Genomic DNA, 12105 nt, shown 5'->3' on the forward strand with positions numbered 1-12105 from the left:
ACTTTTATTATTGTAAAAAACTAGTATAATAATAAATATGCTAATAGCAATTAGGAGGCTGCATAATATGTTTTTAATTGTTGGGTTAGGAAATCCAGGGAAAGAATACGATGGAACTAGACATAATATAGGATTTGATGCTATAGACTATATTTCACGTAAGTATAATATAGATATAAACAGGACAAAATTTAAAGGGGTATATGGAGAAGGGTTTATAAATAATAATAAGGTTATTTTATTGAAACCAACAACTTATATGAATTTAAGTGGAGAAAGTATACGAGAGGTTGTAAATTTTTACAAATTAGAAAATGATGAAGTTATAGTTATATATGATGATATTAGTTTAGAAGTTGGAAAACTTAGAATTAGAGAAAAAGGAAGTGCTGGTGGTCATAATGGTATAAAAAGTATAATAGCCAATATGGGCACAGATATTTTTCCGAGAGTTAAAATAGGCGTAGGACAACCTACAGGTGATTTAGTTTCTCATGTCTTGGGGAGATTTAACAAAGAAGAAATAGATAGTTTGATAGAAGTTATAGATGCTTCCTCAAAGGCAATAGAAGTTATAATAAAAGATGGAACAAAAGAAGCAATGAATAAATTTAATGGGTTTAAATCATCAAAAATAGAATAGATTAAGGACGGTGTATATTAATGAGATTAAAGGGGGTACTACAACCTTTAAGAGATGACTCTACTTTTAATGAAATAATAGCTAGTATTAATAATAAAAGGTACCCGGTTAATATAAATGGATTATCGGATTCAGGAAAAAGCTATGGTATTTTTGGGATATATGAAAATGTAGATTCTCCTATGATAATACTTACGCATAGTGATATGGAAGCAAAGAATATATATGAAGACTTAAGTTTTTATACAAATGATATTTATTATTTTCCTGCAAAAGAGGTAGTTTTTTATAATATAGATGCTATTTCAGGAGATTTAAGATGGGCAAGATTAAAGGTAATAAAAGAAATTTTAGATAATAAAAATAAAATAATAGTAACATCAATAGATTCTTTAACATCGGTATATACTCCTAAGGAATTGTTTAGGGAGTATACCTTTGAATTAAGCGTAGGTGATGATATTAGTTTTAAAGACTTATCTAAGAAACTATTAGAAAGTGGTTATGAAAGAGTAGAGGCTGTAGAAGGAAAAGGAGAGTTCTCTTTAAGGGGTGGGATTCTTGATGTATTTCCACCGATAGCTACTTATCCATATAGAATAGAGCTTTTTGGAGATTCAATAGATTCTATACGAAACTTTAATACAGAATCACAAAGAAGTATTGAAAAGGTTGACAGTGTGGAGATATTCCCAGCTAAAGAGATTATATTAAATGATGAAGCGTTAAATAGAGGAAAAGAAGCTATTTTAAAAGAATTCCAAGAAATTAAGGCTAAAGCTAAAGAGCATGATGAAAGAATCCAGAAGTTGGAATCAATTATAAGTGCTAATATGGAAACTTTAACAGAAACTTTAGATAGTTATTTACCTTATTTCTATGATAAGACAGATAGCTTTTTTAACTATGTAAAAGATTATATATATGTGATTGATGATGTGAAAAAATGTGAAGGTAAGCTAGAAAGTTGTTATTTTGAATTTAGTGAAAATTATGAAGCCTTTTTACAAAGGGGAGGAATTTTACCTTCTCAAAGTAAGCTTTTATTAAATAAAGATGATTTGATTGAAAAGTTAGAATTTCAAAAATCAGTAACTTTAGATATATTTGCTGTTAATAGTAAGATTTTAAATCCTATAGAAAGGTATTCGCTTAACGCATCAACTCTTAATAGCTATCAAGGTCAATTAGATTTACTAATAGATGATATTAAGGAGAAAAAGTCCAAGGGATATAAGACTATAATATTATCAGGAACAAGGACTAGGGGAGAAAGACTAGTAAATACATTAAGAGATAGGGAAATTGAAAGTACTTACAGAGAGGATATAAAATCAATAGAGTTTGGAGAAGTTGTTATTACCTTTGGAAATTTATTAAAAGGTTTTGAGTATCCTGATTTAAAGTTATGTGTAATATCGGATAAAGATGTTTTTGGAGAAGCTAAAAGAAAAATATCTAAAAAGGCTAGTTCAAGAAAAGGTATAGGGAAAATAAAAAGTTTTGCAGAGCTTAAACTTGGAGATTATGTTGTTCATGCTAATCATGGAGTAGGGGTTTATAAAGGAATAAAACAAATTGAGGTTGGGGGGCATACAAGAGATTATCTAGATATTGTTTATGATAAAGGTGATAAATTATATGTTCCTGTTGATCAGTTAGATTTAGTTCAAAAGTATATAGGAAGTGAAGGAAAAACGCCTAAGGTTAATAAGCTTGGAAGTAATGAATGGAATAAAGCAAAAGCAAAAGTAAAAAAATCTATAAATGAAATAGCAGAAGATTTAGTTAAGCTTTATGCTACAAGGGCTACTTTAAAGGGATATAAATTTAGAAAAGATACAGAGTGGCAAAAACAGTTTGAAGATGAATTTCCATTTGAAGAAACTCCAGATCAATTAACGTCCTTAGAAGAAATTAAGCATGACATGGAAACTGATAAACCTATGGATAGACTTCTATGCGGTGATGTTGGGTATGGAAAAACAGAAGTTGCTATTAGAGCGGCATTTAAAGCTGTTATGGATGGTAAGCAAGTAGCATTCCTAGTACCTACAACTATATTGGCAGAACAGCATTATAAAAACATGACAAAGAGATTTTCAGATTTTCCAGTAAAAATAGATATGATAAGTAGATTTAGAAGTGCAAAAGAACAAAAAGTAACACTTCAAGCTGTAAAAGAAGGTAACGTAGATATATTAATAGGAACTCATAGACTAGTTTCGAAAGATATTGTTTTTAAAGATTTAGGACTTTTAATAATCGATGAGGAGCAAAGATTTGGAGTTGCTCAAAAAGAAAAGATAAAAGGCTTAAAGAAAAATGTTGATGTATTAACTTTAAGTGCAACACCAATACCAAGAACTCTTCATATGTCATTAACAGGAGCAAGAGATATATCTGTAATAGAGACACCGCCTGAGGAAAGATATCCAATACAAACTTACGTAGTTGAACAAAATGATCAACTTGTAAGAGATGCTATATTAAGAGAAGTTAATAGAGGTGGTCAAGTTTATTATGTCTATAATAGAGTTGAAAGTATAGAAGGGATGGCTAAATACATCAGAGAATTAGTTCCAGAGTGCAAAGTTGGAATTATACATGGGAAAATGACTGAAAGACAACTTGAAAAAGAAATGGTAAGCTTTATGAATAAAGATTACGATATATTAGTATGTACGACAATTATAGAAACGGGTATAGATATTTCAAATGTTAATACAATGATAATTCACGATTCAGATAAAATGGGATTATCACAACTTTATCAATTAAGAGGTAGAGTTGGAAGGTCAAATAGAATAGCATATGCTTACTTTATGTACACTAAAGATAAAATATTAACAGAAGTTGCTGAGAAAAGGCTAAAGGCCCTTAAGGATTTTACAGAGCTTGGATCAGGTTTTAAGATAGCAATGAGAGATTTAGAAATAAGAGGGGCTGGAAATATGATGGGCTCAGCTCAACATGGACACATGGCTGCAATAGGATATGATTTATATTGTAGAATGCTAGAAGACACAATAAAAATTATCAAAGGTGAGATAGAGAAGGAACCTATTGAAACTACAGTAGATATAAAGGTAGATGCATATATACCAGGAACTTATATTGAAGATGAAATTCAAAAAATAGAGATATACAAGAAAATTGCTGCTATTGATGGATTAGAAGATTATATGGATATTAAATCTGAACTTGAAGATAGATATTCAGAGATTCCAGAACCTGTATATAATTTAATGGATATAGCTTATATAAAGAGTAAGGCTAAACTTATTTCAATTGAAGAAATAAAGGAAACACCAAAGGATGTTAAGTTTATATTTGCGGATGGAATTAGGAATTTAAATAACATATATAAATATCTGCTAGAGAATTATAAGGATAAGGTATTTTTAATGTTTGGAGAAAAGCCATATTTTGCAGTGAGAAGTTCAGAAATAAAGAAAGAAACAGTATTAGGATTCTATAAGGAAATGTTAGAAAATTTAACAAAAAATATGTAAATTTATTTATATAAATTGAATAACTGACACAATATTGATATACTAGACATGTATAATGGTATTGAAACAAATTAAAAGAGAAGTGAGGGAACGTGAGTGATTAAAATTAAGAAAATTATAGCTGCAGGAGCTTTAAGTATATTTGCTTTCTCAGCAGTTGGATGTGAAATGATACAAAAGACACCGGAAGCAATTAAAAATACTGTGTTAGCAAAGGTTGGAGATGTAAAAATAACTAAGGGAGAAGTAGATGAAATAGCAGACCCGTTTTTACAACAACAATATGGAGCTGATTATGAGAATAATTCAGCACTTACAGAGCAAGTGAAAAATACAAGAATCCAAGCGATAAACTTATTAGTTGAAGAAAAGATGATGCTTAAAAAGGCAGAAGAGTTAGGAGTGACTCCAGCTCAAGAAGAAGTTGATGCTGAGGTTCAAAAGTATATAGAAGGTCTTAAAGAAAGCTATGGTGGAGAGGAGCAATTTAATGCAGCCCTTGAGCAAACAGGAATGACTTTAGATGAATATACAACTAAGCTTACAGAAAGCATGAAAAATAAATTAGCAACAGAAAAAGTAACAGAAGATTTATTTAAGGATGTTAATATAACTGATGAAGATATAAAAACATATTATGAAGAAAATAAAGATAGTTTTGGTGAAGCTAACGCTGAGCATATAGTGGTAAGTGATGAAGCTAAAGCAAAAGAGGCGAGAGAAAGAATTATAAATGGAGAAGATTTTGCAACAGTAGCGAAAGAAGTTTCAGAAGAACCAGCTGCTGCAAACAGTGGTGGAGATTTAGGCGTAATTAAGTTTAATACAACACAATATGATCAAGACTTTGTAGCAGGATTAAAAGTCCTTAAAGAGGGAGAAATATCAGAACCAGTAAAAAGTCAATTTGGTTACCATATAATTAGAGCAACTAAAGTTAAACAAGGAACATTTGATGAAGAGAAGGATTCTATAAAGACTACATTAGAAAACCAAAAGAAAAATGAAATTTATTCAAGTTCTATTGAGCAATGGAAAAAAGATTATAATGTAAAGACATACGAAGATAGACTTTAGAAAAAAATAATAAAGTGATAATAAAGTAAATAAATCAAGAGGATCAGTTTAGTAACTGATCCTCTTGATTTATTTATAATGCTTATTTTTAGCTTTAGTTTTACAGTGAAAAAACTAAAATTGTTCTATTATTTTATAAATTTTGGTTATATGTGTATAAAATTTCTAAGAAGTCAAATAATAATATTGCAACTAATTATTATTAATTAAAGGAGGTAGCTCATAAGAATGAAGGCGACAGGAATTGTTAGACGTATTGATGACTTAGGTAGAGTTGTTATACCAAAAGAGATAAGAAGAACATTAAGAATTAGAGAAGGGGATCCGTTAGAGATTTTCACTGATAGAGAAGGTGGAGTTATTTTAAAGAAATATTCACCAATTGGAGAGTTAACAGACTTCTCAAAAGAATATGCTGAAAGCTTGCAACAAGCAATTGGACATATTGTTTTAATTGCAGATAAAGATGCATTTATATCAGTAAGTGGAGCTCCTAAAAGAGACTACATGGAAAGAAAAGTTAGTGTAGAATTAGAAAAAGTAATGGAGGATAGAAGAGCTGTTCTTATAACAGAACAAAATAAGACTATTCCATTACACAATGATGAAGAAACAGGAAAATACGCTAGCCAAGTAATTTCTCCAATAATAGCTGAAGGTGATGCAATTGGAGCAGTTATTATACTATCAAAGGAATCAGGAGAAAAATTAGGGGAACTTGAATTGAAGTTATCCGAAACAGCTTCAGCTTTCTTAGGTAAACAAATGGAACAATAAAATAAATATTTTATTAAATATAAGGGTATCAATAAAATAAAGTAATAATACCTCTAAACTTACAATACAAATTTACTAGAACTATTTTGAGTTTGGAGGTATTTTATGAAGAAACAATCATTACTTAAAGCAAGTCTAGTACTTGGAGTAGCAGGAATGGCAGCAAAGTTTTTAGGGTTATTCTTTAGATGGCCATTAATAATGCTTATAGGTGACGAAGGTGTTGGATATTATCAAATGTCATATCCTCTATATATGTTTTTCGTTGCTATGGCATCAGGAGTACCGGTAGCTATTTCAAAAATCATATCAGAAAAAAAAGCAAAGGGCGATATACAAGGAATATTCGAAGTTGTAAAAGAATCAACAATTTTAATGATGTTCTTAGGTGTAGGTACAACCCTTATATTATTCTTTTTTGCTAAACCTATTATTAAATTTGTTCAGTGGGATATGAAATCATATTATGCTTTACTTGGAATATCCTTTGCACCATTTGTAATATCTATAATGACTATATATAGGGGATTTTTTCAAGGGTTGCAAAATATGACTCCATCAGGAGTGTCACAAATACTTGAGCAGATAGGAAGGGTGATAATAGGAGTTGGACTTGCTATATTACTTTTACCTAGAGGAATAGAATATGCAGCAGGGGGAGCTGCTTTTGGTGCAGCTGCAGGAGGGGTAATAGGAGCAACTTATCTTTATGAAAAGTATAAAAAAGTAAAAAAACAAATGTGGAATAAAAGAGTTAAAAGTAATCCAGAAGTATTAACTTCTATTTTGAAAATTGCTTTACCTATTTCAGTAGGTACAACAGTAGGTACTATAATGAGCTTAATTGATTCTATATTAGTTCCACAAAAACTTTTGCAAGCTGGTTTAACATCGGAAAGTGCAACTATTTTATATGCTCAATTAACAGGAAAGGCAAATGTAATAACGAATATTCCATTAACCTTATCTATGGCAGTAGGAACTGCGTTGATTCCTATAATAGCAGAAAACTATATAATTAATAGAAGGAAGGATTTAGAGTCAAAAGTTCAATTATCAATAAAGTTATCTATGTTAATAGCAATGCCGTGTACTCTAGGATTATTCTTTCTTGCAGGACCTATAATGAAAGTTATATTTCCCGGGAAATGGGATGGTATATTAATACTTAAATACTTATCTTTATCAGTTCCATTCATAATAATAACTCAGACAACTACATCAATAATGCAAGCGATAGGTCATTATATTAGGCCTATAATAAACTTATTTATAGGATGTATTGTAAAGATTATTTTAACATTTATATTAGTGCCTATGGCCAATATAAATATTTATGGTGCCGTAATAGCTAGTATATCAGCTTACTTAGTATCAACAATACTAAACTTAATTTCGTTAAAGAAGAGATTAAAGCTAAAGTTAGACATATATCAAACAGCTATAAAACCAATTATTGCAGCTTTTATTATGATTTTTGGAGTATTATCAGCATATTTATATTTATTTAATAAGACCGGTAGTAATGGTTCTGCTTGCTTAATAGCTATATTTTTGGGTATTATTATATATATGGCATTAATACTATTACTAAGGGTATTTAGTATAGACGAAATAAAAAATAGAATTGCAAAAAATTAATTAGTGAGGAGAGAACCTAATGATAAAGATAATAGGTTTAGGACCAGGAGCACCAGAGGCTCTAACTATAGGAGCTGTTAAGGCGTTGGAAGATGGAAAAAATATTTATTTTAGAACAGAGAAGCATCCTACTGTTGATTATTTAAAAGGAAAAATAAAAGAATTTAAGACATATGACCATTATTATGAAACATCTGAAAGCTTTGACGAGGTTTATAATAACATTGCAAAAGATATAGTAAACAAGTATCAAGAAGAGAAAGAGATAATATATGCAGTTCCAGGACATCCTTTAGTTGCAGAAAAATCAGTTTTTAATCTTATGAATTTATGTGATGAAAAAGGAATAAGATATGAAATACTTCCAGCTGTAAGCTTTATCGATGCTATGATGGATGTATTAAAGATTGATCCAATAGAAGGATTAAAAGTTATAGATGCATTTGACATGAAAAATCAAATTTTAGATAAAAGAATAGGGACTATAATAACTCAAGTATATAATCCTTTAATAGCTTCAGAAGTTAAGCTTAGATTACTTGAATATTATAATGATGAAACTGAAATATATTATGTTAGAGCTGCGGGAATTGTTTCGGAGGAATCTATAAGAAAAATACCTATATATGAACTTGATATGCAAGAGGATATAGACTATCTGACATCTATATATATACCTAAAGATATGAATAATAAAAAAGACTTTAATGATTTAGTTGAAATAATAGATACTTTAAGAGGAGAAAATGGTTGTCCGTGGGATATTGAACAAACTCATGAGAGTATTAAAAATCAACTTTTAGAAGAAGCCTATGAAGTTATAGATAGTATAAATAATGATGATATAGATGGAATGATAGAAGAGCTAGGAGATGTTCTATTGCATGTGGTTTTCCACGCTTCACTAGGTAAAGATGATGGATACTTTAATATTTATGATATACTTGAATCTATATGTAATAAAATGATTTATAGGCATCCTCATGTGTTTGGTGAAGGAGAAGTTAATAATAGTGGAGAAGTTCTTGAAAATTGGGAAGAGCTTAAGATGAAAGAAAAGAATTTTAATACAGTTACAGAAGAAATGAATGCAATAGCTAAGGCTCTACCATCTTTAATAAGAGCACATAAGGTTCAAAAAAAAGCGGCTAAAGTAGGTTTTGACTGGGATGATATTGAAGATGCAGCTTTAAAGGTACAAGAAGAATTAAAAGAGGTATTAGATGTATATAAATCCAATAATAAGGAAAAAATAAAAGATGAAGTAGGAGACTTAATATTTGCATGTGTTAATGTAGCCAGAAAATTAAATATTGATGAAGAAGAAGCGGTAAATTCAACTATACAAAAATTTATAAGAAGATTTTCTTTTATAGAAGAAGAGACTTTAAAATTCAATAAAAATTTGAATGAAATGACATTAAAGGAGATGGATTTGTTATGGGAGAAAGCAAAAAACAAAGAATTTAATGAGAAAAAGAAGGAATTATAAAGTTTTTGAAGAATAATATATAAAGGTTTATACTATACTATAAATAACTTATTGTAATAAATAGCTTTTATAACAAAAAATTGATAATGTTATAGACTAGTACTAAAAGACGATATATAATAAGAGAATGTAGTTATAGTACATATTAACAGAAATAGTTAACTACTAAAATATATAACGGGTTATTTAAGGAGGATGTAATTGTGAATAAAGCAGAATTAATCACTAGCATGTCAGAAAAAAGTAAATTAACTAAGAAGGATGCTGAATTAGCTTTAAAATCATTCATAGAAAGCGTTGAAGAAGCGTTAGAAAAAGGTGAAAAAGTTCAACTAGTAGGATTTGGAACTTTCGAAACAAGAGAAAGAGCTGCAAGAGAAGGAAGAAATCCTAGAACTAAAGAAACTATAAACATTCCAGCTTCAACAGTTCCAGTATTTAAAGCAGGTAAAGAATTTAAGGAAAAAGTTAATAAATAGTATATTTAGAACCCGAGTATTCTCTCGGGTTCTTTTAATAATACAAAGTAATAAGGAGAGGTATTATGAGATTAGATAAATATCTTAAAGTTTCTAGAATAATAAAAAGAAGGACAGTTGCTAAAGAGGTTTGTGAAGGTGGAAGAGTTTCTATTAATAATAAAGTTGCTAAAGCATCAACAGTTGTAAAAGAAGGCGATATAATAGAAATTCAATTTGCAAATAGATCATTAAAGGCAAGAATAATCAATATAGTTGAGCATGTAAAAAAAGAAAATGCAAAAGAAATGTATGAGATATTAGAAGGCGAGGAAGATAAAGAATAAAAACAATAACTCTTTCATATATTTTTATAAAGAATATGTGGAGGAGATAAGATGGAAAAGAGAAATGAAAATAAGTTAGAAGAGCCAAGAGGTAATATAACTTTAGAGAATAGAAAGAGATTGACACTTACAGGGGTAGAAGAAGTTATAAGTTTTGATGATGAAAAAATATTATTAAATACAAAGTTAGGGTTTTTAACTATCAAGGGATCAGAATTAAAGATGAATAAATTAGATGTACAGAATGGCGACGTCATAATTATAGGAAATATATCTTCGATAGTATATAGTAGTAAAGAAGTCAAAAAAGAAAAAGAAAATATAATTTCTAAGTTGTTTAAATAGAGGTAAGTATGCCGTTATCAATAGATGTTCAATTTGACATAGTTATGTATTCCATTATTTCAGGAATACTGATAGGAATTATGTTTGACCTGTATAACATAATAAGAGGAGTGAAAATACCCAAGATAATAATTATAATCGAAGATATATTATTTTGGATATTAACTGCTATAACAGTATTTGCTTTTTTACTATACACCAATTATGCTTTCTTAGGACCATATGTATATATATTCATGATAGTAACCTTGATTATTTATTTAAAATTAATAAGCCCTACAATTTTAAAGTTAGAGAGATATTTAATAGAGAAATTTAGTAAAATTATAAGAGTATTTTTGAAAAATCTAATTTATCCTATAAAGTTTATATATTATAATATTTGCGGAAAAAAATAGATTCAAAGTAGTAACATAAAAAAATAGCTTGAATAAAATATGTATAGTGTTTAAAATATATTATATAATATATTTTAAAGAGGGTGAGAGCAATTAAAAAGCAAGTAACTCTTAAAAGATTAATTATAGTTTTTATTTTTGCAATTTTCGTATTTAATTACATTAAACAGGAAATTACAATGAAAAGAATCCAAGAGGATATTGTTATTAGCCAAAAGGAATTGGAAGAGCTTAAAAGTAAAAATAGTAAGTTAGAGGCAGATTTAAAAAAAGTTGATTCTAATGAATATATTGAAAAGCTTGCAAGAGATAGGCTAGGAATGATAAAAGATGGCGAAAAAGTTGTAAATCCTAAAACGCAAAACTAAAGAATATGTTTTAAAACTACAAAAAAAGGTTATTATTATAATAACATATATTATTTAATTTTTAAGGAGGAATCTTTGTAACATGACCTTAATGGCAGGAAACATATTAGAGGGTACAGTGGTTAATATAACTAGCTTTGGAGCTTTCGTGGAGATAGAAGGTAAAACAGGGTTAGTTCATATTTCAGAAGTCGCAGATTCATTCGTTAAGGATATTAGACAGCATCTTAATGAACAAGATAAGGTTAAGGTAAAAGTAATATCAATTGACGACAATGGTAAGATAAGTTTATCAATTAAGCAAGCAAATGTTCAAAAAAAATCAGTAAAACCTATAGAAATAGATTGGTCTTCAGAAAATAAAAAATCTGGGGGGAGCTCAGGAAACTTTGAAGATATAATGTCAAGATTCTTAAAGGACAGTGAAGAAAGAATGCAGGATGTAAAAAAGAATCAAGATTTTAAATCTAAAAGTGGAAGAAGAAGCATCTAGTTTTATAAATAAAGACATCATATAAATTTAATATATAAATCTATATAAAGGACTGATTGCACAATGCATATCAGCCCTTTATAATTTTGGCAACATAATGTTATTAGAAAAAAATTAAAAAATATGTTGACACTATAGAAAACATAATATATAATTAATTTTGTCGCTGAGGGGCGACGGTAAAAACATGCTGAAGTGGCGGAACAGGCAGACGCACAGGACTTAAAATCCTGCGGTAGCGATACCGTACCGGTTCGATTCCGGTCTTCAGCACCAAGCTAAATTCAACTTATAATATCGCGGGGTGGAGCAGTTGGCAGCTCGTCGGGCTCATAACCCGAAGGTCGTAGGTTCAAGTCCTGCCCCCGCAACCATAAGATGGCGGAATAGCTCAGCTGGCTAGAGCACTCGGTTCATACCCGAGGTGTCGTAGGTTCAAGTCCTATTTCCGCTACCATATACGCTGAAGTGGCGGAACAGGCAGACGCACAGGACTTAAAATCCTGCGGTAGCGATACCGTACCGGTTCGATTCCGGTCTTCAGCACCAAA

The 12105-nt window shown here is 29.7% G+C and carries 12 protein-coding genes and 4 tRNA genes; all 16 read left to right on the plus strand.

From position 1 onward, the window contains the following. Window positions 1–67: 67 nt before the first annotated feature. The 16 genes from pth (at window position 68) to J7M87_RS13000 (ending at window position 12103) form a co-directional block, all read left to right on the plus strand. Window positions 68–643 (plus strand): aminoacyl-tRNA hydrolase, encoded by a 576-nt coding sequence (pth, locus tag J7M87_RS12925; protein WP_291651456.1) that lies wholly within the window; start codon window positions 68–70, stop codon window positions 641–643. 20 nt (window positions 644–663) lie between these two features. After that, window positions 664–4158, plus strand: a complete 3495-nt coding sequence (gene mfd, locus J7M87_RS12930) for a transcription-repair coupling factor (protein ID WP_291651457.1) — start codon at window positions 664–666, stop codon at window positions 4156–4158. 96 nt (window positions 4159–4254) lie between these two features. After that, window positions 4255–5235 carry a peptidylprolyl isomerase gene (locus J7M87_RS12935; RefSeq protein ID WP_291651458.1) on the plus strand — a complete coding sequence of 327 codons (981 nt, stop codon included), beginning with the start codon at window positions 4255–4257 and terminating at the stop codon, window positions 5233–5235. Between the two features lie 228 nt (window positions 5236–5463). Beyond that, window positions 5464–6012 (plus strand): stage V sporulation protein T, encoded by a 549-nt coding sequence (gene spoVT, locus J7M87_RS12940; protein ID WP_008681645.1) that lies wholly within the window; start codon window positions 5464–5466, stop codon window positions 6010–6012. A gap of 105 nt (window positions 6013–6117) precedes the next feature. After that, entirely contained in the window at window positions 6118–7653 is a 1536-nt protein-coding gene (locus J7M87_RS12945; protein ID WP_291651459.1) for a polysaccharide biosynthesis protein, read from the plus strand. A gap of 19 nt (window positions 7654–7672) precedes the next feature. Further along, complete coding sequence (gene mazG / locus J7M87_RS12950; protein ID WP_291651460.1) at window positions 7673–9145, plus strand: nucleoside triphosphate pyrophosphohydrolase; 1473 nt, start codon at window positions 7673–7675, stop codon at window positions 9143–9145. Window positions 9146–9348: 203 nt separating this feature from the next. Beyond that, window positions 9349–9624, plus strand: a complete 276-nt coding sequence (locus tag J7M87_RS12955; protein WP_008681650.1) for an HU family DNA-binding protein — start codon at window positions 9349–9351, stop codon at window positions 9622–9624. Window positions 9625–9689: 65 nt separating this feature from the next. Further along, window positions 9690–9950: an RNA-binding S4 domain-containing protein gene (locus tag J7M87_RS12960; RefSeq protein WP_291651461.1), complete on the plus strand. Its 261-nt coding sequence runs from the start codon at window positions 9690–9692 to the stop codon at window positions 9948–9950. Between the two features lie 51 nt (window positions 9951–10001). Then, window positions 10002–10295, plus strand: a complete 294-nt coding sequence (yabP, locus tag J7M87_RS12965) for a sporulation protein YabP (protein ID WP_008681654.1) — start codon at window positions 10002–10004, stop codon at window positions 10293–10295. Window positions 10296–10303: 8 nt separating this feature from the next. Then, window positions 10304–10693, plus strand: coding sequence for a spore cortex biosynthesis protein YabQ (yabQ, locus tag J7M87_RS12970; RefSeq protein WP_291651462.1), 390 nt, complete (start codon window positions 10304–10306; stop codon window positions 10691–10693). Window positions 10694–10776: 83 nt separating this feature from the next. Next, on the plus strand, window positions 10777–11061 hold the full coding sequence (locus tag J7M87_RS12975; protein WP_365845567.1) for a septum formation initiator family protein: 285 nt from the start codon (window positions 10777–10779) through the stop codon (window positions 11059–11061). An 82-nt stretch (window positions 11062–11143) separates the two neighbouring features. Next, window positions 11144–11554, plus strand: a complete 411-nt coding sequence (locus tag J7M87_RS12980; RefSeq protein WP_291651463.1) for a S1 domain-containing RNA-binding protein — start codon at window positions 11144–11146, stop codon at window positions 11552–11554. A gap of 189 nt (window positions 11555–11743) precedes the next feature. Then, window positions 11744–11830 (plus strand) — tRNA-Leu (locus tag J7M87_RS12985). A 22-nt stretch (window positions 11831–11852) separates the two neighbouring features. After that, window positions 11853–11928, plus strand: a tRNA-Met gene (locus J7M87_RS12990). A 6-nt stretch (window positions 11929–11934) separates the two neighbouring features. Then, window positions 11935–12011, plus strand: a tRNA-Met gene (locus J7M87_RS12995). A gap of 5 nt (window positions 12012–12016) precedes the next feature. Continuing rightward, window positions 12017–12103: transfer RNA gene (locus tag J7M87_RS13000), tRNA-Leu, on the plus strand. Window positions 12104–12105: the final 2 nt, after the last annotated feature.

The organism is Clostridium sp., assembly GCF_017888565.1.
Classification (GTDB): Bacteria; Bacillota; Clostridia; order Clostridiales; family Clostridiaceae; genus Clostridium.